Consider the following 24990-nt stretch of genomic DNA (forward strand, 5'->3'; position numbering starts at 1 on the left):
CGGCTGAGCCCACACGGCAGAACACGCACCGTGCAGACAGGAACACATTCATGACCGACACCACCGCACTCGACTTCGCCGTGACGAGGAACCTCGCGGCCGCATCGCCCGCGCAGCGCGCGCAGCTGCTCGAGGACCCCGGCTTCGGCACCGTCTTCACCGACCACATGGTCGACATCTGCTGGTCGGAGAAGGGCGGATGGCACCGGCCGCGCGTGCAGCCGTACGGCCCCATCAGCCTGTCTCCCGCCGCGGCCGTGCTGCACTACGCACAGGAGATCTTCGAGGGGCTGAAGGCGTACCGCCACGCGGACGGCGGCATCTACAGCTTCCGGCCCGAGCAGAACGCCCTCCGCCTGCAGCGCAGCGCGCGACGGCTCGCGATGCCGGAGCTGCCCGTGGAGTACTTCCTGCAGTCGCTGCGCGAGCTCATCGCCGTCGACGGCGCCTGGGTGCCGGAAGGGGAGGGGCAGACCCTCTACCTGCGTCCGTTCATGTTCGCCAAGGAGGCCTTCCTCGGCGTCCGCCCGGCGCACAAGTACGCGTACTACCTCATCGCGAGCCCGGCGGGGTCGTACTTCACGGGCGGCGTGAAGCCGGTCTCGATCTGGCTCAGCGAGAACTACGCCCGCGCGGCGAAGGGCGGAACGGGCGCGGCGAAGACGGGCGGCAACTACGCCGCGAGCCTGCTGCCGCAGTCGGAGGCGTACGAGCAGGGGTGCGACCAGGTCGTGTTCCTCGACGCCGACGGCAACATCGAAGAGCTCGGCGGCATGAACATCGTGTTCGTGAAGAAGGACGGCACCCTCGTGACGCCCGCATCCGAGACCATCCTCGACGGGATCACGCGCAACTCCCTCCTCGAGCTCGCCGAGGCCCGCGGCCACGCCGTCGAACGCCGCGCCGTGTCGCTGCGGGAATGGCGCGAAGGCGTGGCATCGGGCGACATCGCCGAGGTGTTCGCCTGCGGCACGGCAGCCGTCGTCACGCCCATCGGCGCCCTCAAGGGCGCAGGGTTCGACGATGCGCAGCCCATCGGCGAGCTCGGCCTGTCGCTGCGGCAGGAGCTCACCGACATCCAGTACGGCCGCCGCGAGGACACGCGCGGCTGGCTGACGCGACTCGACGCCTGAGCACGCACGGCGACGCCCGCCCGGGAGACCCTCCCGGGCGGGCGTCGCCGTGTCGCGGCTAGGCTGGGCGGGTGAAGATCGCGCGGTTCAGCCACAACGACGCCATCACCTACGGGATCGTGGACGGGTCCGAGCTCGTCGTCCTCGCGGGCGATCCGATGTTCGCCGGGTACGAGACGACCGGCGTGCGCGTCCCGATCGCCGACGTCGCCCTGCTCGCGCCCGTCATCCCCCGGTCGAAGATCGTCGCGGTGGGTCGCAACTACCGCGACCATGCCGCCGAGCTCGGCAACGAGGTGCCGAAGCAGCCGCTGCTGTTCTTCAAGCCCAACACCTCCGTGATCGGCCCGGGGGACTCGATCGTGCGCCCGCCGCAGACGCAGGACACCCACTTCGAGGGCGAGCTCGCGGCCGTCATCGGCCGCATCGCGAAGAACGTGAAGGCGGAGGACGCCCTCGACGTCGTGTTCGGCTTCACGATCGCGAACGACGTCACCGCCCGCGACCTGCAGAAGCCCGACGGGCAGTGGGCGCGCGCGAAGGGCTTCGACACGTTCTGCCCCGTCGGCCCCGCCATCGAGACGGAGTTCGATCTCGCGAACGGCGGCATCACGACGCGGCTCAACGGCGAGGTCGTGCAGCAGGCGCCGTTCAGCGACATGATCTTCGATCTGCCCACGATCATCGAGTACGCGTCCGCCGCGTTCACCCTGCTCCCGGGCGACCTCATCCTCACGGGGACGCCGGCGGGCGTCGGGCCGTTCGCGGCCGGCGACGTCATCGAGGTGGAGGTGCCGGGCATCGGCATCCTCCGCAACACCGCCCGAGACGCCGTGTGAGCGCCGCAGCGCCCGACGTCGCGGAGCTGCAGCGGCGCGTCGTCCGGGTGCTGTCGCTCGGGCAGGTGCTCGGCGGGGTCGCCTTCGGCGCGACGATCTCGCTCGGCGCGCTCCTCGCCGCCGACATCTCGGGCGAGGACGCCCTCTCCGGCTTCGCGACGGCGTCGGTGACCCTCGGCGCCGCGCTCTGCGCCATCCCGCTCGCGCGGCTCGCCGGCGCGCGGGGGAGGCGCGTCGCCCTGACGCTGGGCAACGCGTTCGCGCTCGCCGGCATCGCGCTCGTCATCACGGCGGCCGGGGTGCGCCTGTTCCCCCTGCTCCTCGTCGGCATCGTGCTCATCGGCGCAGGCAATGCCGGCAATCTCCAGTCGCGCTTCGCGGCGACCGACCTCTCGACGGGTGAGCGGAGGGCGCGCGACCTCGCGACGGTGGTCTGGTCGACGACGGTCGGCGGCGTGGCAGGACCTCTCCTCCTCACCCCTGGCGAGGCCATCGGCGCGGCGATCGGGATGCCGCCCCTCACGGGCGCGTACCTCTTCTCGATCGCCGCGCAGGCGGCGGCCCTCGTGCTCTACCTCGTCGCGCTGCGACCCGATCCGCTCCTCACGGCGCAGCGCCTGGCGCGCGACGCCGGCGCGGAGCCGGGGCCACGGCGCGAGCGCGACCATCCGATCGCCGCGCGCTATGCGATCGCGGCTGTCGCCGCCTCGCACGTGGTCATGGCCGCCGTCATGGCGATGACGCCGCTGCATCTGCAGCACCTGTCGCACGCGGCGGACGGCGTCTCGCTCCTCGTCGGCCTCACGATCTCGCTCCACGTGCTCGGCATGTACGGCCTCTCGCCCGTCTTCGGCCGCCTCGCCGACCGGATGGGGCGGGTCGCGGTGATCGTGCTCGGGCAGGCCGTGTTCGCGGCCGCCCTCGTGACGGCGGCCATCTGGCCCGAGGAGCCCGCGGCCGTCGTCGTCGCGCTCGTCCTCCTCGGCCTCGGCTGGAGCGCGTCGACCGTCGCGGGCGCCGCGCTCCTCACGGAGGCGAGCCCTCTGGCCATCCGCCCCCGCAGGCAGGGGGTCAGCGACACCCTCATGACGGCGTGCGCCGCGGTCGGCTCCGTGCTCGCCGGCGTCGTGCTCGGCCAGTGGGGCTACGGCGTGCTCGCGCTCCTGGCGCTCGTTCTCGTGGCCGTCACGGCGGTGCTCTCCCCGTGGGGACGGATCGCCGCGGATTAGACTGGGGACGATGTCTGCTCCCGATCCCCGCACCACGACCGCCACCGGCGCCGACGTGCGCGTGCGCTTCTGCCCGTCGCCCACCGGCCTGCCCCACGTCGGCCTCGTCCGCACGGCCCTGTTCAACTGGGCCTACGCCCGCCACCACGGCGGCAAGCTGGTCTTCCGCATCGAGGACACCGACGCCGCACGCGACAGCGAGGAGAGCTACCGGCAGCTCCTCGACGCGCTGCGCTGGCTGCGCATCAACTGGGACGAGGGCGTCGAGGTCGGCGGACCGCACGCGCCCTATCGGCAGTCGCAGCGCCACGACATCTACCGCGACGTGCTCGACAGGCTCGTCGCAGCGGGCCTCGTGTACGAGAGCTTCTCGACGGCGGAGGAGATCGATGCCCGCAACGAGGCGGCCGGACGCGCGAAGCAGCTCGGCTACGACAACTTCGACCGCGACCTCACGGCGGAGCAGAAGGCCGCATTCCGTGCCGAGGGACGGCAGCCCGCGCTGCGGCTGCGCGTGCCCGACGAGGATCTCACGTTCGTCGACCTGATCCGCGGCGAGGTGACGTTCCCTGCCGGGTCGTTCCCCGACTTCGTCATCGTGCGCCCCAACGGCATCCCGCTGTACACGTTCGTGAACCCCGTCGACGACGCGCTCATGGGCATCACGCACGTGCTGCGCGGTGAGGACCTCATGCCGTCCACGGCGCGCCAGCTGTCGCTGTACCGGGCGCTCGTCGATGCCGGTGTGACGGAGTTCATCCCGCGGTTCGGGCACATGCCCCTCGTCCTGGGCGACGGCACGAAGAAGCTCTCCAAGCGCGACCCGCGTGCCGACCTGTTCCTGCAGCGCGAGAAGGGGATGATCCCCGAGGGTCTGCTGAACTACCTCGCACTGCTGGGCTGGTCCCTCTCGGCCGACCGCGACGTGTTCTCGCTCGACGAGTTTGTCGCCGCGTTCGACATCTCCGACGTCAACCCGAACCCGGCCCGCTTCGACCAGAAGAAGGCCGAGTCGATCAACGGCGACCACATCCGCATGCTCGCGGCCGACGACTTCGCCGCGCGTCTCGTGCCGTACCTGCAGGAGGCGGGCGTGCTGTCGCCCGAGCCGGCCGCCGAGGAGCGCGCGCTGCTCGCCGCGGCCGCGCCGCTCATCCAGGAGCGCCTCCCGCTGCTGGGCGACGCAGCCGGGATGATCGGCTTCCTGTTCGCGGACGACGTGACGTACGACGAGGACGCCGTCGCGGGGCTCCCCGAGAACGCCGGCGTGGTGCTGAACGCGTGCGTCGCGGCCCTCGAGGTCGTGCCGGAGGGCGGGTTCACGGCGCAGGCCGTGCAGGATGCCCTCGCGGGCGCTCTCGTCGAGGGGCTCGGGCTCAAGCCGCGCGTCGCCTACGGCCCCCCGCGCGTCGCGATCACCGGTCGCCGCGTGTCGCCGCCGCTGTTCGAGTCGATCGAGCTGCTGGGCAAGACCGAGTCGCTCCGCCGCCTCGGCGCGCTCGTCTCGAAGATCGGCTGACGGTCCGAGGAAGGCCCCCGGTTCGCCGGGGCCTTCCTCGGACGGCCGCTCCGCGCCGTCAGGCGCCGACGACGCGGCGGGCGAAGGCGAGAGCGGGGGAGAGGACCGCATCGGGATCCTCGAGCCCGCGCCACATGTGGCCCGCGCCGGGCACGCGCAGAAGCTCCGCATCCACTCCCGCCGCGACGAGGGCCGCGTGCAGCTCCTCGCTCTGCGCGAACGGCACGGCGTCATCCGCCGTGCCGTGGGCGATGTGGAAGGGCGGCGCGCCGGCGTGCACGCGGAGGGCGGGACTGGCGAGCCGCGCCGCCTCGGGCCTCTCTGCGACGATGCCGCCGATGAGTGCTTCCTCGCGGGTCGGTCGCTCCTCGTCGGCGCGCGGCGCCGGGAAGGCGAGGAGGTCGCTCGGGCCGTACCAGTCCACGACGCCTCGCACGCCAGGGCCATCCGTCAGGCCGGCGAGCGCCGCGAGGTGCGCGCCCGCCGACTCGCCCCACATTACGATGCGCGCGGGGTCGATGCCGTGGTCGGCGCCGCGAGCTCTGACCCACGTGAGTGCCGCCGTCACGTCGTCGAGCGGCGCGGGGAAGACCGCCTCGCCCGACAGCCGGTAGTCGACCGATGCGACGGCGAAGCCGGCGGCGGTGAGCCGCGGGAAGCCGTCCTCGACCGCGAACGTCGGGCAGAACATGCGCCTGCTGCCGACGCGCCATCCGCCGCCGTGCACGAACACGATGACGGGTGCGCCATCGGCGGCCGGCAGGTGCAGGTCGAGGCTGAGCGGGCGGAACCCGGGGCGGGTGTCGAAGACGACGTCCCGCACGACGCGCTCAGTCGAAGAGCTCATAGCCGTCGACGAAGTTGACGTCGTGCTCTGCGCCGGCGGCGGCCATCTGCGCGAACGAGGGGATGTGGAAGCGGTCGGGCTCGGGGATGCCGGGGATGTCGGTGGGCCGCCCGACGGCGCGGAAGAAATCGGTGAAGGGGGCGCTCGTCACGCCGAAGATGCGGCCCGTCTTCTCGATGCGGTACGAGTGGATGGTGCCCTTCGGCACGAAGCCGAAGCCACCGGCCTCGAGGATGCGCGTCTCGCGGAACCCGGTGCCGTCGTCCATCCACAGGCGGATGGCGCCCTCCAGCACGAAGAACGTCTCATGGGTGAGCGCGTGGAAGTGCGCTGGGGATGGCGGGGGCGTCGTTCGACACGGTGACCTCCTTGTCGGGGTGGATGGAGCCCTCCCAGCTTCGAGCCGGTCGACGGCTGAGGTCCACGTGCGAGCATCGCATGCGGGTTAGTCAGCGGCTAACATTGCGGCATGGAGGTGACGGCGACGCAGCTGAAGTATTTCGTCGCGGTCGCCGAGCACGGACACTTCGCGCGGGCCGCGGCCGCCCTGCGCATCTCGGGTCCGACGCTGAGCCAGCAGATCGCGCGCCTGGAGTCCGTCGTCGGTGCACGGCTCTTCGAGCGGTCGCCGCGGTCGGTGTCGCTCACGGAGAGAGGTGCGGAGCTGCTTCCCCTCGCGCGCGAGGCGCGTCGCGCGCATGCGGCGGTCGAGGAGTGGGCGGCGGCCGCTCCGTCGCGCGGGGTGCTGCGGGTCGGGGTCGTCGCCGCGGGCGCGGGCCCCGTCGTGAGCCGGGCGCTGGCAGAGGCGGTGGCGGCCGAGGCGGGACTGTCGGTGCAGGTCGTGCGGCTGGGGTTCTTCGACGGCGCGCAGGCGCTGCGCGACGACCTCGTCGACGTCGTCGTCGCACCCCCGTCGGGCGCGGACGAGGGCGGTGTCGTGTCGGAGCACATCGCGACCGAGCGGCGCGTGCTCGTCGTGCGCGACGATCATCCTCTGGCCGCGCGTGCGTCGGTCGGCATCGGGGAGACGGACGACCTGCCGTTCGTCGTGGTGGGTGCCGCCGAGAACGCGGTGCGCGCGTGGTGGCTCGTCGACCCGCGGCCGAGCGGGGCCCGCCCGAGGGTCGCCGGCGTCGCGGACGACGTCGAGGGGCTGCTCGAGCTGTGCGCCGCAGGGATCGGCGTCAACATCGCGGCGGAGTCGGTCGCCACGCACTACCGGCGCCCGGGTCTCGCGTGCGTGCCGATCGACGACATCGAGCCCGTTCCGATCCTCGTGAGCAGGAGGCGGGGGCGGAGCGATCGCGCCGTCGCGCTCTTCGTCGACGCGGCACGCCGGGCGGCGACGTGAGGGCGACACGCCATGCGCTCCGGCCCGGTTTGGCGGGTCCCGTCGCGTCGGGTAAGCTTGATCTTCGTTGCGGGGAAGCCCGCGGACACCATGGGGTATGGTGTAATTGGCAACACGGCTGATTCTGGTTCAGTTGTTCTTGGTTCGAGTCCAGGTACCCCAGCAAGACAGATGGCCCCGGGATTCCGCTTTAAGGCGGATTGCCGGGGCTCTTGCGTTGATGGGCGCGGGTCGCGCGATCCCCGCCGGACTCCCTCCGACGAGAACGTGACTGGCGGGGATAGCCTGCCTAGTTCCAGTCGATCATCGCCCCGCTGATGATGTTGTTGATGAGTCGCTCGATGAACACAACGACCTCTTCGCGACCTACGACGTAACCGGTCGGATGCCCGCAACGGTTCCTCGTCCTCAAGGCATCATCGAGAATGCTGCGCGCGTTCTTGTTGAACACTCCGGCGTCTTCGCAGATCAGCAGAAGATTCCCGTCGTTGACGTACAGGAGATCGCTCTTCTTCTTGATCTTTCGGTAGAAGCTCGCCTTCTCGTAACGCTTAAAGTTCTCCGATTCGAGCAGCTTGAACCCCTGGCGATGCCCCTCGATCACCGAGTAGATGTGCTCAATAGTTGCCGCCCACACCATGAGCACTGCACCGCGATACGCGCCAGCTTCGTAACAGTCCACAGCCTCATCTAGATACGGTCGGTAGCTCTCGGGAGCGTTCCTTGTGGCCTCTCGAAGTGAATGGAGCGCCTGCGTCGGGGCTTGCCGCGCGATGTCGGTTACGGGCAGCCGATAGGCCTCCTGGAACTCTCGGAGCCCTTCGAGATTCGGTAACCAGTCCTCACTCGGCGTCATCTGTGATGGGCTTGTCGAGGACGTAGCGAGCCATGTTCTTGAAGATCTCTCGCACCGTGTCCGCGGTGGCATCGGCGGCGATGTGAATCTCGAAGTTGACGTGCACGCTGGGGCTGGTCGAAACAGAGACCGTGGGTGACGGTGTCGGGTTGGACGATAGCGTCTTCGTGACTGTCTCGGAGACCGGAACCTCAGCCGCGGGCGTCGCACTCGCAGGAACAATCAGGTCGCTGGTATTGCTATCAGCCACCAGAGCGGTTGTGGCGCCGTTGACGAGTGCATCCACGCCAGCCAGGTCAAATGTGGTGCGAGTCTCCTTACCACCGCGCCCTACGAGGAAGGTACCGATGCCCGCCCCATATACGACGCGCCCAAAGGTGACCGCGCCATCCTTCAGTGTCGAGCCCTTGAGTCCACCGAGGGTATCGGCATGGGACGCCTCCCAATACTGACCTATCTCCGCGGCGGTCGCTTCAGCTCGATTGCCGTAGTGAACCCACTCCAGAGTTGCGCGATAAAGGTCGACCTGGGCCAGCACCTCGCGCAGGGCGGCAGATTGGTCACTATTGAACAACTGTCCGCGTTCAGTCGCACGGAGGTTCCCGCCGTCTCGGAGGATCAGGCCAAACTCAACCATTGCGCCGATCTTGCGGTCGTCGAGAGACCCAAGAACCTTCTCAATCTTCGGTTGATCGACCCACCCGATCTGCTTCCCGAGGTAGCCCAGCAGCTTCTGGACATCTTCGACAGACGTCTTGATTGGGACCACAGTTTCCTCCTTGAACCCTTCTTGCGGCAACTATATCGACAAGGAGGCAAAGCCATGCGGATTGGGATCCCCAATGGCGGGCGAGCCTAACCGCCGATCTGCGGGACGGTGCGACGCTCCTGCTGGCCACGGCGGCTAGGCGGGCCACGTCGCCGGTGTGGCCGTCGCTGAACAGGTGCAGGTAGTGCTCATACATGGTGTCGATGTCGGCGTGGCCCATGTACTTGGCGACACGCTCGATGGGGATGCCCGCCGAGGCGCACGCACTCGCGTAGAAGTGTCGGAGGTCGTGCCAGCGCACAGCCGGGATGTGTCGCTCCTACAGCTCCACCAGGATGTGCGGCTCCACGATCATCTGCCAGTCCCGCAACGCGCCCATCCCCGAGTGGCGCTATATCCAGAAGCCGATTCTGTTCCCCGAACAGCACAACGACACAGGGCTCATGGTCACGGAGAAGCAGCGCGGTGCTGACCTGCATCCACGCCTCACCCGCGTCGTCGGCGTGGACAGGATGAAGAAGGTGAACGCTGTCCTCGGCTTCACTCGCCTCGACGAGATGGATCGCGTGCATGACGTCGCCTCGCGCCTGGTTGACCTCACCCGGACGGGCAAGCCCGTCTGGGTACCTGCCACCGAGGATCGAGGAGAAGGGATCTTCCTCCAGCTCGACCTCGATGCTGTCGCGCGGTGGGAGCGAGAGATAGAGGGAGCCCCGTTGTGGGATGCCCACGTCCAAGCACACCGCCGTAATTTCGTCCGTCGCTTCTCCGAGACTGCCGAAGCGGTGGATCCCGATATTCGTATGCCCGCACCGCGCTACTGGCTCGTTCATACGCTGTCGCACATTCTCATCCGGGAGCTGGCGATGTACTCCGGCTACGGCGCGGCCAGTCTCACCGAACGCATCTACGCCTGGCGTGATGAGCCCGGGCGCGAGGCTGCGGCGGGGCTGCTCATCTGCACGACAGCGTCCGACAGCGAAGGAACGCTTGGCGGCCTCGTAGCTCTCTCAGAACCGACGAAGCTCCAGAGCAACGTGCTGTCCGGATTGCGTCGGGCCGCGCGATGCTCGTCCGACCCGGTTTGCGCTCAACGCACGCCGTCCGACCCTGAGGACTTCCTTCACGGCGCGGCCTGCCACACCTGCTCCTTCGCTTCGGAGACCTCGTGCGAGAAGGCCAACCGGTTCCTCGACCGTCGGTTCTTCCTCGACCTCCCGACCTCGAGCGGCCCAGCCGTTCCGGGCTTTTTCGGCAGCGTTCATGGCCTCTGACCCGCTTGCGAAACTCGGCAGCTTAATGGGGCATGGCGATCGGACGCGCCGCGCCCACGCACATCGTAGAACCCGGGGTGGTCGGACACACGCGACGCGCCCCTCCCGCCGCGGTCGGCGAGGACCCGCCAGCCCCGGCCGCGCCCTCTCAGCCGGCGAGCTCCGCGCGGACGATCGCGGCTCCCGCGCTGAGCGCCGCCATCTTGCCTCGTGCGACCTCGCGCGCGAGCGGGGCCATCCCGCAGTTCGTGCTGGGGAGCAGCTTGTCGGCGTCGACGTAGGGGAGCACACTCCGCAGCGTCGCTGCGACCTCTTCCGGCGTCTCGACGACGTCGCTCGCGACGTCGATCGCCCCCACCATGACCTTCTTTCCGCGCAGCAGCCCGATGAGCTCGACCGGCACGTGCGAGTGGTGGCACTCCAGCGACACCGTGTCGATCGTCGACTGCTGCAGGAGCGGGAACGACTCCTCGTACTGACGCCACTCGTCGCCGAGCGTCGCCTTCCAGTCGTTGTTCGCCTTGATGCCGTAGCCGTAGCAGATGTGCACGACCGTCTCGCTGCGCAGCCCCTCGGCCGCCCTCTCGAGCGCCGCGACACCCCACTCGCGCACGTCGTCGAAGAAGACGTTGAACGCGGGCTCGTCGAACTGGATGATGTCGACGCCCGCGGCCTCGAGCTCCCGCGCCTCCTGGTTGAGGATGGCGGCGAACTCCCACGCGAGCTCCTCGCGGCTGCCGTAGTGGCGGTCGGCGAGCGTGTCGATCATCGTCATGGGGCCGGGGAGCGCCCACTTGATGGGGCGGTCCGTCCGCGCACGCAGCGCCTTCGCGTCGTCCACGAAGACGGGCCGCCGCCGGCTCACGGGGCCGACGACGGTCGGCACGCTCGCGTCGTACCGGTCGCGGATGCGCACCGTCTCGCGGTTCTCGAAATCGACGCCGTCGAGGTGCTCGATGAACGTCGTGACGAAGTGCTGGCGCGTCTGCTCGCCGTCGCTGACGATGTCGAGCCCGGCGAGAGCCTGGTCGTCCGCCGCGAGGCCCAGCGCGTCGTGCTTGCCCTCGGCGAGCACCTCGCCCTCGAGCTTCCAGGGCGACCAGAGCTTCTCGGGCTCGGCGAGCCACGCCGGCTTCGGCAGGCTGCCGACGATGGAGGTGGGGAGCAGTGCGGTCATCTGTGTTTCTCCGTGTCTCGTCGTCCGGTCAGCCGACCCGGCTCGTCGCCCACTCGTCGAGCAGGTCGCGGTAGGGCGTCATGAAGTGCTCCTCGGCGTACTTCCCCTGCGTGACCGCGAGCCGGCTGCGCTCCTCGCGGTCGTACGCGATGCCCGTCGTCGTGAACTCGGCGTTGTCGAGCGTCGGGCGGTACACGTCGCCGGCGGGGACTACGGCGTTGTAGATCTCCGGCCGGTAGATCTTCTGGAACGCCTCCATGGTGCCGATCGTGCCGATGAGCGCGAGATCGGAGTAGTCGGCGAGCAGATCTCCCTGGAAGTAGAAGGCGAGCGGGGCGACGGCGCCGTGCGGCATGAAGTACCGCACGTCGAGGCCCATCTTCGCGAAGTACCGGTCGGTCATCGAGTACTCGCTCTGCTCGTACTCGACGCCGAGCACGGGATGGCGCTCGCCGATACGGCGGTACGTCTTGCTCGTCGAGACGCTGATGCAGATCACGGGGGGCTGCGCGAAGGCCTCGCGATAGGCCTCCGACTGGACGAAGTGCTGGAAGAGCAGGCCGTGGAGCACACCGAAGTCGCTCGGCGCGCCGAACTCGGCCGTGTTCGCGTTGTGGGCGGGCAGGACCACGCTGAAGTCGTAGTCGCGCACGTACGAGGAGAAGTTGTTGCCCGTGATGCCGTGCGTCCGCTCGCCCGTGACGGTGTCGACGATGTGCACGTCGAGCATCTCGATGAGCGGCACGCCGGCTCCGTGCCCTGCCGCGTCGACGTGCAGATCCACCGACACGATGTCGAGCTCGACCGTGTAGCGATCGCCGCCGGGATGGCCCGCGAGGTCGTTGACGCGGGCATCGATCATCGCGAGCGCGCCCCGCAGGTTCTCGCGGCGGCCCTCGCCGCGAGCGAGGTTCGCGAAGTTCGTCGTGATGCGCGAGCCGGCGGAGGGCGAGTAGTCCTCATCGAAGCGGGTGGTGCTGATGCTGAACGTGAAGTCGGTCGCCATGATGACCCGGTGCCTCGATTCCTGATGCGGGACGGCGGAGGGGATCCCCGCGTCGCGGTCGCCAGTGTATGCAGAGCACGCGCCCATAGCCCCATCACGATCTGCGACGTCTAGACATAGCCAGAGGCTATGCGATCAGTTCGACGCCGAAATCGGACACGACGCCGCGCATCTCCGTGACGAACCGCTCGGCCTGCGAGGTGAGGGGGATCGACTGCTGGCCGATCCATCCGATCTCGATCCGCTCGTCGACGGCGAGCGGGACCGCGACGATCGACGGGTCGAGGTCATCGGAGATGATGCCGGTCGAGATGGTGTATCCGCCGAGGCCGATCATGAGGTTGAAGATCGTCGCCCGGTCGCTCACGCGAATGTCCTGCGCCGACGACCGGGTGGAGAGGATCTCCTCCGCGAGGTAGAAGGAGTTGTTCGCCCCCTGGTCGAACGTGAGCCGCGGCAGGTCCTCGAGATCCTCGAGCGTCACGCGGTCGCGCGTCGCGAGCGGGTTCGTCCGCGCCACGAAGATGTGCGGCGTCGCGACGAACAGCGGTGTGAACGCGAGCCCCGCCTCGCGCAGGAGCTTGTCGATGACGCTCCGGTTGAAGTCGTTCCGGTAGAGCACGCCGAGCTCGCTGCGCAGGGTGCGCACGTCCTCGATGATCTCCCACGTGCGCGTCTCCCGCAGCGTGAAGGCGTACTCCGCCGCGCCGGACGCGCGCACCATCCGCACGAATGCGTCGACGACGAAGGAATAGTGCTGCGTCGACACCGCCAGGAGGCGTCGCGACGGCGGCCTGCCGAGGTAGCGCTGCTCGAGGAGCTCCGCCTGCTCGACCACCTGGCGCGCGTATCCGAGGAACTCCGCGCCTTCTTCTGTGAGGGTCACACCGCGCACCGACCGCACGAACAGCGGATGGCCGACGCGGCGCTCGAGGTCCTTCATCGCCGCGGACATCGTCGGCTGCGAGACGTACAGCAGATCGGCGGCCGCGCTGATGGAGCCTTCCGCGGCGATCTCGACGAAGTAGCGCAACTGCTGCAGCGTGATGCCGTTCGCCGTCCCGGCGTCGCCTCGACCCATAGCCACAAGCTATCTCATGCAGCGTTTCGCGGGTCGAGCCGATAGCGGGAGGGCTCATCGCCGTCGTCTGCGCGCGCGACGTGCACGTGCCTCGGGAGAGAAGAGCAGCGCTCCGATCGCGGCGACGGCGACGAGGACGAGGACGAGGGATGTGCCACCCGTCTGGCCGGGCGCGAGTCGCCCCATGGCGCCGAGATAGCCGACGGAGATCAGCCCGGCGGCGAGCGTGCCGAGCACGATCACCACCCACCCCTCCGGCTTCATGTGTCCATTCTGCGGCTCACCGGGGACATATCCCCGGAGGGTCGTGCCCGGGTGTCGCGCGCCAGAGTGCCGCGAGGCCGTGTCGAGCTGTCAGGCCGTGTCGTGCTGTCAGGTCGTGTCGAGCGCCGGCGGCATGCGCCGCCTCAGCCGCCCCAGGTGAGAGGCGCCGTGCCGTAGCCGCCCGCATCGCGGGCGAGCGTCGCCCCGTCGAGGCGCACGGGCGGCGGCGGCAGCACGACCGGTCCGTCGGGTGACATCGCCGTCACGAGCGGGGTGTCCATGCTCCGACTCCCCCCGGAAGGAGGCGGCCCGGCGGCGAGCAGCGTGCGCGCCGCGCCCACCAGGCTCGTCCGCACCAGCCCCGCGCGCCCGGCGGCCAGCAAGCCCACGACGCCCGCGGCCATCCGATAGCCCGTCGCGAAGTCGAGCGCCTGCACGGGGAGCGCGCCGGGGCGGCCGTCCGCGTCCGCGCACGCGACGGCGATCCCGGTCGCCGCCTGCACGATCGAGTCGAACCCGGGGCGGGCGCCCCACGGGCCGTCCGCACCCCAGGCCGACAGCGCCGCGACGACGAGGCGGGGATGGTCCGCCGCCAGCTGCGCGGGGGAGAGGCCGAAGCGGTCGAGCGCGCCCGGCCGGTACCCCAGCAGGACGACATCGGCACGGTCGAGGAGGGCGCGGATCCCGTCGCGGCGGACGCCGAGATCCGCCACGGCCGATCGCTTGCCCATGGCGCTCGCGAGGTACTGCCAAGGCAGCTCGGGGCGGTGCGGCGGATCGACCCGCAGGACGTCGGCGCCGAGGCAGGCGAGCAGCTGCGCGCACGCGGGGCCGGCGATGACGCGCGTGAGGTCGAGGACGCGCACGCCGGCGAGGGGTGCGTCGTCGGATCGCGGGACGGCTCGGATGCCCGCGGGCTCGATTTGTGCCCAGGGCGCATGCCCCGTCGCCCTCTCGTGCGCGTGGTCGCGCCACTCCGCCGGCGACCGCACGGCTGCCGCGACGCCGCCGGCCGCGACGATCGCGTCCTCCACCTCGTGCGCAGGGCGCCCGCCGATGGCCGCCTCCACGTCCGACCGGGACGACGCTCCGAGCGTCCGCCGGATGGCGTCGGCGTGATGCGGGTAGTTGCCGTGCAGACGCACGTGTCCGTCGGCGGCTCGGAAGAACCCCGACATCTCGGCCCACGGCGACAGAGGGCGTCCGCCGATGCGGATGTGCTCGACGCTCTCGAACGCGGCACGGACGAGCTCGGACGTCGTGTCCACCGCCGTCCGACGCCCCTGGGCGCGCACGAGTCGCGCGACCGCGTCGACGACCTCGGAGACGGCGTCGATCGCGAGTCCCTCGACGTCGAGCGGCGCGTCCCACCACCGCCGGATGAGGATGGCCATGCGGCCAGGGTACGACGGGCGGGCCGGTGCCCGTCAGGCCCGCGAGAACGCGGAGGCCCTGGCCACCTGGTCGGGCGTCGGCGTGATGCCCGTGTAGCGCGCGAACTGGCGTGCCGCCTGCAGCGCGATGACCTCGGCGCCCGTGATGAGCTGCTTCCCCGCGGCGCGTCCGGCGCGCACGAGGGGGGTCTCGGACGGGAACGCGACGACATCGAACACGACGTCTGCGGCGTCGACGTGGGCGGGGGCGAACGCGAGCACGTCGGCGTCGGCTCCGTCCATGCCGAGCGGGGTCACGTTGACGACGACGGCGGCGCCCGGCTCCGGCTCGGCGGCTGCCCAGCGGTAGCCGTAGGCGTCGGCGAGCGCGCGACCGGCGATCTCGTTGCGCGCGAGCACGGTGAGGTCGTCGAACCCCGCGCCGCGGAACGCCGCGACCACCGCCTTGGCCATGCCCCCGGACCCGCGCAGCAGGACGGGCAGGGCGGTGTCGACGGCGTGGGTCGAGAGCAGCTCGGCGACCGCCTCGTAGTCGGTGTTCGACGCCGTGAGCACACCGTCGTCATTGACGATCGTGTTGATCGACGCGATCGCCTCCGCGGACGGCTCGATCTCGTCGACGAGGGGGATGACCGCCTCCTTGAAGGGCATGGACACCGAGCAGCCCCGGATGCCCAGCGCCCGCACGCCGCGGATCGCGCCCTCGATGTCGTCGGTCGTGAACGCCTTGTAGACGAAGTTCAGTCCGAGCTCGTCGTAGAGCGCGTTGTGGAAGCGCGTGCCGATGTTCGACGGCCGTCCGGAGAGCGAGATGCAGACGGACATGTCCTTGTTGAGGATGGGCATGCCCCCATGATCCCCGTCTCCGCCGCCGATCGCGGGACGCGCACCGGGCGACGCCGCGATCCCCGCCTGCGTGTAGGCGGGGCCCCGCACGCGCGAGGGTCAGATCTCGACGACGTCGCCCGGGTCGAGGTCGTGGAAGGCGCCGCCTCCCTGCTCGGTCGCCCACCGCAGCCGGCCGCGGTGCATGGAGAGCCCGGCAGCCGACAGCGTCGCGTCGTGGGTTCCGAAGGCGGCATCCGGTGCGACAGCGAGGACGAAGTCCATCGCCTCGCCGATCTTCAGCCAGGGGGCGCCTGCCGGGGCGGCGAGGAGGGCGACCGACCGGCCCTCCGGTACGGCGTACGAGTCGCCCGGATAGTAGAGCGCGTCGTCGACGAGTACGCCGACGTTGTCGACGAGCGGGATCGAGGAGTGGATCTCGCTGTGGACGCCGCCGAAGAACTCGAGGCGGAATCCGCCGGCGTCGACGACGTCGCCGGGTGCGACCACCGTGGCGTCGTGCACCTGCGCCGCCACCGCGGGCGTGGTGAAGATCGGGACGTCGGGAGCCGCCGCACGCAGGGCCGCGACGTGGTCGGGCGTCCAGTGATCGGGATGCTCGTGCGTGACGACGACGGCGACGAGGCCGTCGACGTCGAGCGGTGCGGTGAATCCACCCGGGTCGACGATGAGCGTCCGCCCGTCCTTCTCGATGCGGAGGGCGGCGTGTTCGTGCTTCGTGACGCGCATGCGCCCAGTCAACCACCGCGCATCCACCCATGGGACGCATCAACGAGAGAAGCCCGGCTCCTGACGGAACCGGGCTTCTCGTTACGGTGACCCCAGCGGGATTCGAACCCGCGTTACCGCCGTGAGAGGGCGGCGTACTAGGCCGCTATACGATGGGGCCGTAACCTGATCTTCAGTTTTCGTTTCGTTCCCGTTCCCGGGCACCAGAAAAGTATGACACGGGATCGCGGATCGGGCCAAATCGAGGCCCCCTCCGCGGCCTTCCCGCGCGTGTCTGCCTGATCAGCGCCGATTCCCGTGTCTCCGACGTCTCCGTGCCTCTCCAGGCACCGCGGACGGCGCCCTGCGGGTATCCTGTGAGGTCGAAGGGGAGTATCCCGCCTACGTCTGCTCGTCATCACGGGCCTCGCATCCGAGGCCCCGGGCATGCGCCGCGCATCGCGCGGGGGAGAGACTTTCGCCGATTCCCCGACCCTCCGAAAGGCCACGCGCTTTGGACATCCCCGTCGCGTTCCAGGTCGGATCCCTCGTGATCCTGACCCTCATCCTCGTCGCCGACCTGCTCATCATCCTGAAGCGGCCGCACATCCCCTCGACGCGCGAGTCGACGCTGTGGGTCGTGTTCTACGTCGCGCTCGCCCTCGTCTTCGCGGGCATCCTCTGGGCGATCGGCGATGCGCAGCACGCAGGCGAGTTCGTGGCGGGATGGCTCACGGAGTACAGCCTGTCGATCGACAACCTGTTCGTCTTCGTGCTCATCATGGGCCAGTTCTCGGTGCCCCGCCGCTACCAGCAGGAGGTGCTGATGGTGGGGATCATCATCGCGCTCGTGCTGCGCGCGGCGTTCATCCTCCTCGGCGCCGCGCTCATCGAGAGCTTCAGCTGGATCTTCTACATCTTCGGCGCCTTCCTGCTGTACACCGCCATCAAGCAGGCGCTGCCCGAGAAGCACGACAGCGACCAGCAGACCGAGAGCTTCATCGTCCGCACGCTCCGCCGCTTCATCGACATCAGCGACGAGTACGACGGCGCGAAGCTGCGCACGACGGTCAACGGCAAGCGCATGCTCACGCCCATGCTCATCGTGTTCATCTCGATCGGCGTGACCGACCTCATGTTCGCGATCGACTCGATCCCCGCGATCTACGGCATCACCCAGATCCCGTTCCTCGTGTTCGCGGCCAACATCTTCGCCCTCATGGGGCTGCGCCAGCTGTACTTCCTCCTCGGCGATCTGCTCGAGAAGCTGAAGTACCTGCACTACGGCGTCGCGTTCATCCTCGCCTTCATCGGCGTCAAGCTGGTCATGCACGCCCTCCACGTCAACGAGCTGCCCTTCATCAACGGCGGGCACCACATCGAATGGATCCCCGAGATCAACAACTGGACGTCGCTCGGCGTCATCATCGGGTCGATGGCCGTCGCGACCATCGCGAGCCTGGTGTCGTCGGCTCGCGAGAAGCGCAGCACGGCGACGCTGACGGGCCCCGAGGGGACCGACGTCACGATCGGCGACGACGCGAAGCACTGAGCGCACCGACGCCGACGCGGCGCGCCGATCTGCCCAGCGGCGGGTCGTCGCGCCGCGGCCGTCTGCGCACATCTCGTCGATGAGGCGTCGCGCACGAGCACCCTGCTAGGCTGGCAGGGTGCGGTGCGCCCGACTCCTCCTTATGCGCCGCGACGGGATCCTGTTCTAGGCCTTCCCCCGTCGCGGAGTCCCGTCGTAGGCCGACACCGACGACCGCTAGGAGCAGGAACGCATGAGCATCACCGACACCGTCATCCCCGATCGCCCGCGCACGCTGGCCGAGAAGGTGTGGGACGACCACCTCGTCGTCAAGGGCGAGGACGGCCAGCCCGACCTCATCTACATCGACCTCCACCTCGTGCACGAGGTCACGAGCCCGCAGGCGTTCGACGGCCTCCGCGCCGAGGGTCGGCCGCTGCGCCGCCTCGACCTGACGATCGCGACGGAGGACCACAACACCCCGACGCTCGACATCGACAAGCCGATCGCCGACCTCACGAGCCGCACCCAGATCGAGACCCTGCGTCGCAACGCCGAGGAGTTCGGCGTGCGCCTGCACTCGCTGGGTGACGCCGAGCAGGGCATCGTCCACGTGGTCGGGCCGCAGCTGGGCCTCACCATGCCGGGCATCACGGTCGTGTGCGGCGACAGCCACACGTCCACGCACGGCGCGTTCGGCGCCATGGCCTTCGGCATCGGCACGAGCGAGGTCGAGCACGTCATGGCAACGCAGACGCTGCCGCTCAAGCCCTTCAAGACCATGGCCATCACGGTCGAGGGCGAGCTGAAGCCCGGCGTCACGGCCAAGGACATCATCCTCGCCGTCATCGCGAAGATCGGCACGGGCGGCGGGCAGGGCTACGTCCTCGAGTACCGCGGCAGCGCCATCCGCTCGCTCTCCATGGAGGGCCGCATGACGATCTGCAACATGTCGATCGAGGCGGGCGCCCGCGCCGGGATGGTCGCGCCGGACGACACGACGTTCGCCTACCTCGAGGGCCGGCCGCACGCGCCGAAGGGCGAGGACTGGGACGCCGCCGTCGCGTACTGGCGGACGCTCCCGACCGACGAGGGCGCGGTGTTCGACGCCGAGGTGCTCATCGACGCCGACGAGCTGGAGCCGTTCGTGACGTGGGGGACGAACCCCGGACAGGGCGTCTCGCTCAGCGACGTCGTGCCGTCGTCCTCCGACTTCGACGACCCGAACGAGCGCGCCGCCGCGGAGCGGGCGCTGGAGTACATGGACCTCGTGCCCGGGACTCCGCTCAAGGACGTCGCCGTGGACGCCGTCTTCATGGGGTCGTGCACCAACAGCCGGATCGAGGACCTGCGCGCATTTGCGTCGATCATCCAGGGGCGAACGAAGGCGGACGGGGTCCGCGTCATGGTCGTGCCGGGGTCGGCCAGGGTGCGCCTGCAGGCCGAGGCCGAGGGCATCGACAAGATCGTCACGGACTTCGGGGCCGAGTGGCGCTTCGCCGGATGCTCGATGTGCCTCGGGATGAACCCCGACCAGCTCGCGCCGGGGGAGCGCTGCGCGTCGACGTCGAACCGCAACTTCGAGGGCAGGCAGGGCAAGGGCGGGCGGACGCACCTCGTGTCGCCGCTCGTCGCCGCCGCGACCGCGGTGCGCGGCACCCTGTCCAGCCCGTCCGATCTCGAGCCCGCCGCCGCCCTGGCCGTCTGAGGAGCACCGTCATGGAGAAGTTCACGACCCACACGGGCATCGCCGCGCCGCTGAAGCGCTCGAACGTCGACACCGACCAGATCATCCCGGCTGTGTTCCTCAAGCGCGTCACGAAGACCGGGTTCGACGACGCCCTCTTCCACGGCTGGCGCCAGGACCCCGCGTTCGTGCTCAACCAGCCCGCCTACCAGGGTGCGTCGATCCTCGTCGCCGGCCCCGACTTCGGGACGGGCTCGAGCCGCGAGCACGCCGTCTGGGCGCTGCGCGACTTCGGCTTCAAGGTCGTCCTCAGCCCGCGGTTCGCCGACATCTTCCGCGGGAACTCGGGCAAGCAGGGGCTCGTCGCCGGCGTCGTCTCGGAGGACGACGCGAAGCGCTTCTGGGCTGCGATCGAGGCCCAGCCGGGCGCGTCGATGACGGTCGACCTGGTCGAGCGAACCGCCGTACTCGGCGACTTCACGGCCGCCTTCGACATCGACGATTACACTAGGTGGCGGCTCCTCGAGGGGCTCGATGACATCGGGCTCACCCTCCGCAACGAAGAGAAGATCGCGGAGTTCGAGGCCCGCCGCGAGGCGTGGCGGCCGCGGACGATCCCCGTTCCGTGAGCCAGGGGCTCGGGGCCCCGACAAGCCGGCGGAGAACCCGCCTGAACGGTAGTGAGGCCACCAGCACATGACTCTCCTGGGCGACGAGAAGGTCGCGGACGCATCGGCGTCGCGCGGCGAGGTGATCGAGATCCGCGGCGGACGTCCGCTGCGCGGTCAGGTCGACGTGCGCGGGGCCAAGAACCTCGCGACGAAGGCGATGGTCGCCTCCCTGCTCGGCGAGACGCCGAGCATCCTCCGTGACGTGCCGGACATCCGCGACGTCGAGGTGGTGCGCTCGCTGCTCGAGGTGCACGGCGTCGCCGTCACGGAGGGCGACGAGCCGGGCTCGCTCGTGCTCGACCCGAGCGAGGCGAAGTCGGCGAACTTCGAGGAGATCGACGCGCACGCCGGCTCGTCGCGCATCCCGATCCTCTTCTGCGGTCCGCTGCTGCACCTGCTCGGCCAGGCGTTCATCCCCGACCTCGGCGGCTGCCGCATCGGCGACCGCCCGATCGACTTCCATCTCGACGCGCTCCGCGCCTTCGGCGCCGTCGTCGACAAGCAGCCCAACGGCATCCGGCTGTCGGCCCCCGAGGGACTCCACGGCGCCGACATCGAGCTGCCCTACCCCAGCGTGGGGGCGACCGAGCAGGTCCTCCTGACCGCGGTGCGCGCGGAGGGCGTCACGGAGCTCCGCAACGCCGCCATCGAGCCCGAGATCATGGACCTCATCGGCGTGCTGCAGAAGATGGGCGCCATCATCTCGTACGAGCCGAACCGCGTCATCTTCATCGAGGGTGTGCGCGAGCTGCGCGGCTACGACCACCGCTCGCTCTTCGACCGCAACGAGGCCGCCTCGTGGGCGGCCGCGGCCCTCGCGACCGACGGCGACATCTTCGTCAAGGGCGCGCGCCAGTACGAGATGCTCACGTTCCTCAACGTCTACCGGAAGGTCGGCGGCGATTTCGACATCACTGACGACGGCATCCGGTTCCGGCGCGGCACGGCGCCGCTCAAGGCCGTCACGGTCGAGACCGACGTGCATCCGGGCTTCATGACCGACTGGCAGCAGCCGCTCATCGTCGCCCTCACGCAGGCCAACGGCACGAGCGTCGTGCACGAGACCGTGTACGAGAACCGCTTCGGGTTCATCGCGGCGCTCAACCAGATGGGCGCCGACATCGTCGTGCACCCGCGCGGTCTGGACGGCCCCTACCGCCGTGTTCCGCGTCGCGAGCTCGAGCAGGCGGCCGTCATCACGGGACCCACCCCGCTGCACGGCGCCGACATCGTCGTGCCCGACCTGCGCGGCGGCTACAGCCACGTCATCGCCGCCCTGGCGGCCGAGGGCACGTCGCGCGTGTCCGGTGTCGGCATCATCCGCCGCGGGTACGAGAAGTTCTTCGAGAAGCTCACCGCGCTCGGAGCCGACTTCGACGTCGTGGGATGACGGTGGGCGCTTCCTCCTCTCCGGAGAAGTCGCGTCCGAGCATCTTCTGGCTGCTCGCCGCCATCGTCGTGCCGCTCGTCGGCATCGTCGCGCGCATCGACATCCGCGATCGCGAGAAGCTGCCGTCCGACGGGGCGTTCGTCCTCGCTCCGAACCACCACAGCGAGATCGACCCCCTCATCGTCGCCGTGGCGACCTGGCGGATGGGACGCGCTCCGCGCTTCCTCGCGAAGGAGAGCCTCTTCCGCGTGCCCGTGCTCGGCGCGGCGCTGCGGGCGACCGGGATGGTCCCGGTCGCGCGATCCCGCGGAGCCGCGGCGCAGGCCCTCGCGCAGGCGAAGGAGCTCGCGGCGAAGCGGAACGGCGTCATCGTGTACCCGGAGGGCACGCTCACGCGCGACCCGGCCCTATGGCCCATGCGCGGGAAGTCGGGCGCCGTGCGCCTCGCGCTCGCGGGCGATCTGCCGCTCATCCCGATGGCGCAGTGGGGTGCGCAGGCGCTCATGCCGCGCTACGGCAAGCTGTCGCTCTTCCCTCCGCGCAAGCCCATGACGGTCGTCGTCGGCGACGCCGTCGACCTCTCCGATCTGCGCGGCCGCACCGACCAGGCGGCGATCTCGGAGGGCACAGAGCGCCTCATGGCCGCGATCACCGGGCTGCTCGAGCAGCTGCGAGGCGAGACAGCGCCCCCCGAGCGCTGGGACCCGTCGCAGCATGGCCAGACCGAGACGGGCAAGCTGTGATCCCGGAGCGCGTGGTCGTCATCGGCGCGGGCAGCTGGGGGACGACGTTCGGCAAGATCCTGGCGGACGGCGGGGCGCAGGTGACCATGTGGGCGCGACGTCCCGAGCTCGCGCAGGAGATCGACCAGGCCAAGCGCAACTCGCAGTACCTGTCCGGCATCAACCTGCCGCGGTCGATCCGCGCCACGCACGTGCTGCAGAAGGCCCTCGAGGGCGCCGAGCAGGTGTACCTGTCCGTTCCGAGCAAGTCGGCGCGCGACACCCTCAAGCAGCTGCGCCCGCTGATCGCGAACGCCGACGTGCCGGTCGTCAGCCTCATGAAGGGCGTCGAGAAGCGGTCGGGACTGCGGATGAGCCAGGTCGTCGAGCAGGCGCTCGACTGCGACCCCGCCCGCATCGCCGTCGCGAGCGGACCCAACCTCGCCCTCGAGATCGCGAGGGAGCAGCCGACGGCCGCCGTGATCTCCTCGTCGAGCCAGGAGACGGCCGACCGCATCGCGCGCACGGCGCGCAACCGCTACTTCCGCAGCTTCGTCAACACGGACGTCATCGGCACCGAGTTCGGCGGCGTCCTGAAGAACCTCATCGCGGTCGCGATCGGCATCGTCGACGGCGTCGGCTACGGCGAGAACACGAAGGCGTCGATCATCACGCGCGGGCTCGTCGAGATGACCGACTTCGCGGTCGCCTACGGCGCGCAGCCCGCGACCATGCAGGGGCTCGCGGGCCTCGGCGACCTCATCGCGACATGCCAGTCGCCCCTCAGCCGCAACAACACGGCCGGCCGGCTCCTCGGCCAGGGCTACACCTTCCAGGACGTCGTGAAGCAGATGGAGCAGACGGCAGAGGGCCTCGGCTCCGTCGCGCCCATCCTCAAGCTCGCGAAGGCGAAGGGCGTCGAGATGCCCATCGTCGAGCAGGTGAAGATGGTGCTGGACGGCACGCTCGCGCCGCGCGACATCGCGCCGCATCTCACGACAGACGATGACACCCCCCAGGGGGAGAGGACGACGAATGACGACGGCGACAGTGGCGGTGCTCTTCGGCGGGCGCTCCAGCGAGCACTCCATCTCGTCCGCGACGGCGGGCGGCGTGCTGGGGGCGATCGACCGTGACCGCTACCGCGTGATCCCGATCGGCATCACGCGAGACGGCGTCTTCGTCCTCGAGGACGACGACCCCGGCAAGTTCCGGCTCGACGCGGCGAAGCTCCCCGAGGTCGTCGACAACGGCACGCGCATCGTGTGGCCGACGGCGGGCGGCGACCGCACCCTGCGTGTCGTCGACGCCGACGGCGCCGAGCGGGAGCTCGGCGTGGTCGACGCCGTCCTGCCGATCCTGCACGGCGTGCACGGCGAGGACGGCACCATGCAAGGCTTCCTCGACATCCTCGAGCTGCCCTATGCGGGCGGCGGCGTGCTCGACTCGGCGCTCTGCATGGACAAGCACTTCATGAAGATCGCGCTGCAGGCGGCGGGCGTGCCCGTCGCGCCGTGGGCGACCGTCCGCCAGCAGCGCTGGGAGCGCGCGGCCGACGAGGTGCGCGCGGAGGCCGCGGCCCTCGGGTACCCGCTGTTCGTCAAGCCCGCCCGCGCGGGATCGAGCGTGGGCGTCTCCAAGGCGCACGACGCATCCGAGCTCGACGAGGCCATGCGCGTCGCGTTCGCCGAGGACGACAAGGTGCTCGTCGAGGTGGGCATCGTCGGCCGCGAGATCGAGGTCGCCATGCTCGAGGGACGCGACGGGGCTCCCGCCCGCGCGTCGCTGCCGGGCGAGATCGTCCTCACGACGCGCGACTTCTACGACTTCGAGGGGAAGTACCTCGGAGGAGAGGGCGTCGACGTCGTGTGCCCTGCGGCCCTCTCGGACGAGGAGATCGCGGCCATCCGCGATGTCGGCGTCCGCGCCTTCGAGGCGGTCGACGGCCGCGGCCTCGCCCGCGTCGACGTGTTCCTCACGGCCGACGGCGACATCGTCGTGAACGAGCTCAACACGATGCCGGGGTTCACCCCGATCTCGATGTTCCCGAAGTGCTGGATCGCGTCGGGCATGACCTACTCGGAGCTCATCACGGAGCTCGTGGAGCTGGGGATGGCGCGCGCGGCCTGATCAGTCGCCCGCGTCGCCCGTCGTGGGCGCGTCGGTCGCCTCCGGCTCCGCCACGTCGGGATCGGTGCACTGGGCGGTGCGGGGGAGGGACTGCACGGCCGAGCCGAGGGCCGACCCCGCCAGGACGCTGTCGGCCGTGACCACCTCGGTGTTCACGTAGACCTGCACGGCCGGCTCCCTGCCGTAGGTCGTCATGCGGAGATTGGGCCGGTCGGTCTCGTCGACGATCCAGTCGACGCCGTCGATCGTCACGCACTGCTGCGTGGTCGGCGCCGGCGCGTCGAACCCGCACGAGAGGATGACGGCCGTGCCGGCGTCGTCGCCCCACGCGGCCGTCGCCTGCGCGTCGGTCCACCGGCGCTCGAGCCCCGACACGGAGTCTGGCATCCGCACCGACACGTCGGCGCAGAGGGGGTCGCCCGCGTCGGGAGCCGCCTCGAGGTGGACCGTGGGCGTGCAGCCCGCGAGGAGCGGGGCCGCGAGGACGGCGAGCACGGGGGCGGCGACGAGACGGCGGGGCACCCTTCCAGCCTAGGCTCGCCGCCCCTGGGCATTCGCCTACGCTG

The 24990-nt window shown here is 70.1% G+C and carries 25 protein-coding genes, 2 tRNA genes and 1 pseudogene; 14 read left to right on the plus strand and 14 right to left on the minus strand.

Features of this window, described 5'->3' with window-relative positions; genetic code table 11:
• Positions 1-50 precede the first annotated feature (50 nt).
• The 4 genes from ABD998_RS01505 to gltX all read left to right on the plus strand — a co-directional run bounded on the left by ABD998_RS01505 (position 51) and on the right by gltX (position 4720).
• Positions 51-1133: a branched-chain amino acid aminotransferase gene (locus ABD998_RS01505; protein WP_345435220.1), complete on the plus strand. Its 1083-nt coding sequence runs from the start codon at positions 51-53 to the stop codon at positions 1131-1133.
• Between the two features lie 71 nt (positions 1134-1204).
• Positions 1205-1972 carry a fumarylacetoacetate hydrolase family protein gene (locus ABD998_RS01510; protein ID WP_345435222.1) on the plus strand — a complete coding sequence of 256 codons (768 nt, stop codon included), beginning with the start codon at positions 1205-1207 and terminating at the stop codon, positions 1970-1972.
• Entirely contained in the window at positions 1969-3201 is a 1233-nt protein-coding gene (locus ABD998_RS01515) for an MFS transporter (RefSeq protein ID WP_345435224.1), read from the plus strand. Before ABD998_RS01510 ends, ABD998_RS01515 begins: the two co-directional genes overlap by 4 nt.
• A gap of 10 nt (positions 3202-3211) precedes the next feature.
• Positions 3212-4720: a glutamate--tRNA ligase gene (gltX, locus tag ABD998_RS01520; RefSeq protein WP_345435226.1), complete on the plus strand. Its 1509-nt coding sequence runs from the start codon at positions 3212-3214 to the stop codon at positions 4718-4720.
• 58 nt (positions 4721-4778) lie between these two features.
• Here gltX and ABD998_RS01525 read toward each other — a convergent pair whose 3' ends face one another.
• Both ABD998_RS01525 and ABD998_RS01530 read right to left on the minus strand, forming a co-directional pair.
• Positions 4779-5567 carry an alpha/beta hydrolase gene (locus ABD998_RS01525; RefSeq protein ID WP_345435228.1) on the minus strand — a complete coding sequence of 263 codons (789 nt, stop codon included), beginning with the start codon at positions 5565-5567 and terminating at the stop codon, positions 4779-4781.
• A pseudogene (locus ABD998_RS01530) lies at positions 5551-5892 on the minus strand (cupin domain-containing protein); the annotation flags it as partial. The gene ABD998_RS01525 and the pseudogene ABD998_RS01530, both read right to left, overlap by 17 nt.
• A gap of 144 nt (positions 5893-6036) precedes the next feature.
• On the opposite strand from ABD998_RS01530, the gene ABD998_RS01535 reads away from it, so the two are divergent.
• The gene (locus ABD998_RS01535; RefSeq protein WP_345435230.1) at positions 6037-6918 is read left to right on the plus strand and encodes a LysR family transcriptional regulator; all 882 of its coding nucleotides are present in this window, start codon (positions 6037-6039) and stop codon (positions 6916-6918) included.
• 91 nt (positions 6919-7009) lie between these two features.
• Positions 7010-7081 (plus strand) — tRNA-Gln (locus tag ABD998_RS01540).
• Positions 7082-7207: 126 nt separating this feature from the next.
• Here ABD998_RS01540 and ABD998_RS01545 read toward each other — a convergent pair.
• The 3 genes from ABD998_RS01545 to ABD998_RS17775 are packed head-to-tail and all read right to left on the minus strand — an operon-like array spanning position 7208 to position 8844.
• Positions 7208-7774: a hypothetical protein gene (locus ABD998_RS01545; protein ID WP_345435232.1), complete on the minus strand. Its 567-nt coding sequence runs from the start codon at positions 7772-7774 to the stop codon at positions 7208-7210.
• Positions 7761-8543 carry a hypothetical protein gene (locus ABD998_RS01550; RefSeq protein WP_345435234.1) on the minus strand — a complete coding sequence of 261 codons (783 nt, stop codon included), beginning with the start codon at positions 8541-8543 and terminating at the stop codon, positions 7761-7763. The genes ABD998_RS01545 and ABD998_RS01550 overlap by 14 nt, the downstream gene beginning before the upstream one ends.
• The gene (locus ABD998_RS17775) at positions 8452-8844 is read right to left on the minus strand and encodes a tyrosine-type recombinase/integrase (RefSeq protein WP_425562924.1); all 393 of its coding nucleotides are present in this window, start codon (positions 8842-8844) and stop codon (positions 8452-8454) included. Before ABD998_RS17775 ends, ABD998_RS01550 begins: the two co-directional genes overlap by 92 nt.
• A 34-nt stretch (positions 8845-8878) precedes the next feature.
• Between ABD998_RS17775 and ABD998_RS01555 the strand changes: the two genes are divergently transcribed.
• The gene (locus ABD998_RS01555) at positions 8879-9817 is read left to right on the plus strand and encodes a DUF1998 domain-containing protein (protein WP_345435236.1); all 939 of its coding nucleotides are present in this window, start codon (positions 8879-8881) and stop codon (positions 9815-9817) included.
• Between the two features lie 148 nt (positions 9818-9965).
• On the opposite strand, the gene ABD998_RS01560 is transcribed toward ABD998_RS01555, so the two are convergent.
• The 8 genes from ABD998_RS01560 to ABD998_RS01595 all read right to left on the minus strand — a co-directional run bounded on the left by ABD998_RS01560 (position 9966) and on the right by ABD998_RS01595 (position 16474).
• On the minus strand, positions 9966-10994 hold the full coding sequence (locus ABD998_RS01560; protein WP_345435238.1) for a methionine synthase: 1029 nt from the start codon (positions 10992-10994) through the stop codon (positions 9966-9968).
• 28 nt (positions 10995-11022) lie between these two features.
• A complete protein-coding gene (locus tag ABD998_RS01565) occupies positions 11023-12000 on the minus strand; it encodes a putative oxygenase MesX (RefSeq protein WP_345435240.1) in 978 nt (325 codons plus the stop codon).
• 127 nt (positions 12001-12127) lie between these two features.
• Positions 12128-13081 carry a LysR family transcriptional regulator gene (locus ABD998_RS01570; RefSeq protein ID WP_345435242.1) on the minus strand — a complete coding sequence of 318 codons (954 nt, stop codon included), beginning with the start codon at positions 13079-13081 and terminating at the stop codon, positions 12128-12130.
• Positions 13082-13135: 54 nt separating this feature from the next.
• Positions 13136-13345: a hypothetical protein gene (locus ABD998_RS01575; protein WP_345435244.1), complete on the minus strand. Its 210-nt coding sequence runs from the start codon at positions 13343-13345 to the stop codon at positions 13136-13138.
• Positions 13346-13488: 143 nt separating this feature from the next.
• On the minus strand, positions 13489-14739 hold the full coding sequence (locus tag ABD998_RS01580; protein WP_345435246.1) for a CoA transferase: 1251 nt from the start codon (positions 14737-14739) through the stop codon (positions 13489-13491).
• A gap of 33 nt (positions 14740-14772) precedes the next feature.
• Positions 14773-15585, minus strand: a complete 813-nt coding sequence (locus tag ABD998_RS01585; protein ID WP_345435248.1) for a shikimate 5-dehydrogenase — start codon at positions 15583-15585, stop codon at positions 14773-14775.
• A 99-nt stretch (positions 15586-15684) separates the two neighbouring features.
• Entirely contained in the window at positions 15685-16314 is a 630-nt protein-coding gene (locus ABD998_RS01590; RefSeq protein ID WP_345435250.1) for an MBL fold metallo-hydrolase, read from the minus strand.
• An 87-nt stretch (positions 16315-16401) separates the two neighbouring features.
• Positions 16402-16474: transfer RNA gene (locus ABD998_RS01595), tRNA-Glu, on the minus strand.
• Between the two features lie 333 nt (positions 16475-16807).
• Between ABD998_RS01595 and ABD998_RS01600 the strand changes: the two genes are divergently transcribed.
• The 7 genes from ABD998_RS01600 (at position 16808) to ABD998_RS01630 (ending at position 24424) form a co-directional block, all read left to right on the plus strand.
• Positions 16808-17845, plus strand: coding sequence for a TerC family protein (locus tag ABD998_RS01600; RefSeq protein WP_345435252.1), 1038 nt, complete (start codon positions 16808-16810; stop codon positions 17843-17845).
• 232 nt (positions 17846-18077) lie between these two features.
• Complete coding sequence (gene leuC, locus ABD998_RS01605) at positions 18078-19532, plus strand: 3-isopropylmalate dehydratase large subunit (protein ID WP_345435254.1); 1455 nt, start codon at positions 18078-18080, stop codon at positions 19530-19532.
• Between the two features lie 11 nt (positions 19533-19543).
• Entirely contained in the window at positions 19544-20140 is a 597-nt protein-coding gene (leuD, locus tag ABD998_RS01610; protein WP_345435256.1) for a 3-isopropylmalate dehydratase small subunit, read from the plus strand.
• A 67-nt stretch (positions 20141-20207) separates the two neighbouring features.
• Positions 20208-21572, plus strand: coding sequence for a UDP-N-acetylglucosamine 1-carboxyvinyltransferase (murA, locus tag ABD998_RS01615; protein ID WP_345435258.1), 1365 nt, complete (start codon positions 20208-20210; stop codon positions 21570-21572).
• Positions 21569-22315, plus strand: coding sequence for a lysophospholipid acyltransferase family protein (locus ABD998_RS01620; protein ID WP_345435260.1), 747 nt, complete (start codon positions 21569-21571; stop codon positions 22313-22315). The genes murA and ABD998_RS01620 overlap by 4 nt, the downstream gene beginning before the upstream one ends.
• Positions 22315-23430: an NAD(P)H-dependent glycerol-3-phosphate dehydrogenase gene (locus ABD998_RS01625; protein WP_425562943.1), complete on the plus strand. Its 1116-nt coding sequence runs from the start codon at positions 22315-22317 to the stop codon at positions 23428-23430. Before ABD998_RS01620 ends, ABD998_RS01625 begins: the two co-directional genes overlap by 1 nt.
• The gene (locus ABD998_RS01630; RefSeq protein ID WP_345435264.1) at positions 23330-24424 is read left to right on the plus strand and encodes a D-alanine--D-alanine ligase family protein; all 1095 of its coding nucleotides are present in this window, start codon (positions 23330-23332) and stop codon (positions 24422-24424) included. The genes ABD998_RS01625 and ABD998_RS01630 overlap by 101 nt, the downstream gene beginning before the upstream one ends.
• Here the strand turns inward: ABD998_RS01630 and ABD998_RS01635 are convergent, their stop codons facing one another.
• Positions 24425-24946 (minus strand): DUF3515 family protein, encoded by a 522-nt coding sequence (locus tag ABD998_RS01635; protein ID WP_345435266.1) that lies wholly within the window; start codon positions 24944-24946, stop codon positions 24425-24427.
• Positions 24947-24990 lie beyond the last annotated feature (44 nt).

Origin of the sequence: Microbacterium gilvum (genome assembly GCF_039543865.1) — a bacterium.
GTDB classification, from domain to species: domain Bacteria; phylum Actinomycetota; class Actinomycetes; order Actinomycetales; family Microbacteriaceae; genus Microbacterium; species Microbacterium gilvum.

Excerpts from the sequence above, each read along its gene's own strand:
- leuC (WP_345435254.1), top strand. The coding sequence starts at position 18,078 with ATGAGCATCACCGACACCGTCATCCCCGATCGCCCGCGCACGCTGGCC.
- ABD998_RS01590 (WP_345435250.1), bottom strand. The coding sequence starts at position 16,314 with ATGCGCGTCACGAAGCACGAACACGCCGCCCTCCGCATCGAGAAGGAC.
- ABD998_RS01620 (WP_345435260.1), top strand. The coding sequence starts at position 21,569 with ATGACGGTGGGCGCTTCCTCCTCTCCGGAGAAGTCGCGTCCGAGCATC.
- murA (WP_345435258.1), top strand. The coding sequence starts at position 20,208 with ATGACTCTCCTGGGCGACGAGAAGGTCGCGGACGCATCGGCGTCGCGC.
- ABD998_RS01505 (WP_345435220.1), top strand. The coding sequence starts at position 51 with ATGACCGACACCACCGCACTCGACTTCGCCGTGACGAGGAACCTCGCG.
- ABD998_RS01580 (WP_345435246.1), bottom strand. The coding sequence starts at position 14,739 with ATGGCCATCCTCATCCGGCGGTGGTGGGACGCGCCGCTCGACGTCGAG.
- ABD998_RS01545 (WP_345435232.1), bottom strand. The coding sequence starts at position 7,774 with ATGACGCCGAGTGAGGACTGGTTACCGAATCTCGAAGGGCTCCGAGAG.
- ABD998_RS01565 (WP_345435240.1), bottom strand. The coding sequence starts at position 12,000 with ATGGCGACCGACTTCACGTTCAGCATCAGCACCACCCGCTTCGATGAG.
- ABD998_RS01560 (WP_345435238.1), bottom strand. The coding sequence starts at position 10,994 with ATGACCGCACTGCTCCCCACCTCCATCGTCGGCAGCCTGCCGAAGCCG.
- ABD998_RS01630 (WP_345435264.1), top strand. The coding sequence starts at position 23,330 with ATGACGACGGCGACAGTGGCGGTGCTCTTCGGCGGGCGCTCCAGCGAG.
- ABD998_RS01535 (WP_345435230.1), top strand. The coding sequence starts at position 6,037 with ATGGAGGTGACGGCGACGCAGCTGAAGTATTTCGTCGCGGTCGCCGAG.
- ABD998_RS01585 (WP_345435248.1), bottom strand. The coding sequence starts at position 15,585 with ATGCCCATCCTCAACAAGGACATGTCCGTCTGCATCTCGCTCTCCGGA.
- ABD998_RS01555 (WP_345435236.1), top strand. The coding sequence starts at position 8,879 with ATGTGCGGCTCCACGATCATCTGCCAGTCCCGCAACGCGCCCATCCCC.
- ABD998_RS01570 (WP_345435242.1), bottom strand. The coding sequence starts at position 13,081 with ATGGGTCGAGGCGACGCCGGGACGGCGAACGGCATCACGCTGCAGCAG.
- gltX (WP_345435226.1), top strand. The coding sequence starts at position 3,212 with ATGTCTGCTCCCGATCCCCGCACCACGACCGCCACCGGCGCCGACGTG.
- ABD998_RS01525 (WP_345435228.1), bottom strand. The coding sequence starts at position 5,567 with ATGAGCTCTTCGACTGAGCGCGTCGTGCGGGACGTCGTCTTCGACACC.
- leuD (WP_345435256.1), top strand. The coding sequence starts at position 19,544 with ATGGAGAAGTTCACGACCCACACGGGCATCGCCGCGCCGCTGAAGCGC.
- ABD998_RS01575 (WP_345435244.1), bottom strand. The coding sequence starts at position 13,345 with ATGAAGCCGGAGGGGTGGGTGGTGATCGTGCTCGGCACGCTCGCCGCC.